The 619-nt window shown below is 62.0% G+C and carries 1 protein-coding gene; it reads left to right on the top strand.

Annotation, left to right across the window (positions count from 1 at the left end):
• Positions 1 to 202 precede the first annotated feature (202 nt).
• On the top strand, positions 203 to 619 hold a 417-nt coding region (locus D1614_RS28295; protein ID WP_147384390.1), incomplete at its 3' end, for a sulfite exporter TauE/SafE family protein.

Genomic DNA, 619 nt, shown 5'->3' with positions numbered 1-619 from the left:
CGGCAGAATGCGGGTGATTGCGAGATTCCGGCGCTCACGTTGCGGGATGGAATCGCACCCGGGAAATCAGGCTTCGCTGCGCATCTTGCGTAGACCCCTGCGTGACGACGGGCGCTACAATTCGAGCTTCACTTCCGGCGGCGCGCTGTAGCGGATACAGCGCGCCGCCGCGTTTGTTTCTCGTCCCCCCTTTCTTGTCGGCATGGCGTCTCACGCGGTTCTCACGGCTCTGGTCAATGTGCTGCTCGGCATGGGCCTTGGCGTTGCAGGCGGTTTGCTCGGCATTGGCGGCGGGCTGATCGGCATTCCTGTGCTGGGCTATCTGTATGGAATGGACCAGCACCTGGCGCAGGGCACTGCGCTGGTGATGATTGCGCCCAATGTGCTGATCGGCTTCTGGCGCTATCACCAGCGGCATCCGGTGCATCTGCGTTCCGTCGCGCTGATCTGCGTGTTTTCGATGGCGGCGACCTACGTTGCCGCACGTTTTGCAGCGGGCCTCGATGCCCATCTGCTGCATACGGCGTTTGCGGTATTTCTGATCATGCTGGCGCTGTACTTTGCCTCGCAGCTCAAAGAGAAGCCGCATGCCGGTGATACGGCGCACGCTGCTCCACGT

It is taken from the genome of Maribellus luteus (assembly GCF_003576475.1).
In the GTDB taxonomy this organism is placed as follows: domain Bacteria; phylum Bacteroidota; class Bacteroidia; order Bacteroidales; family Prolixibacteraceae; genus Draconibacterium; species Draconibacterium luteum.
This window is presented reverse-complemented; position numbering and strand designations above follow the sequence as displayed.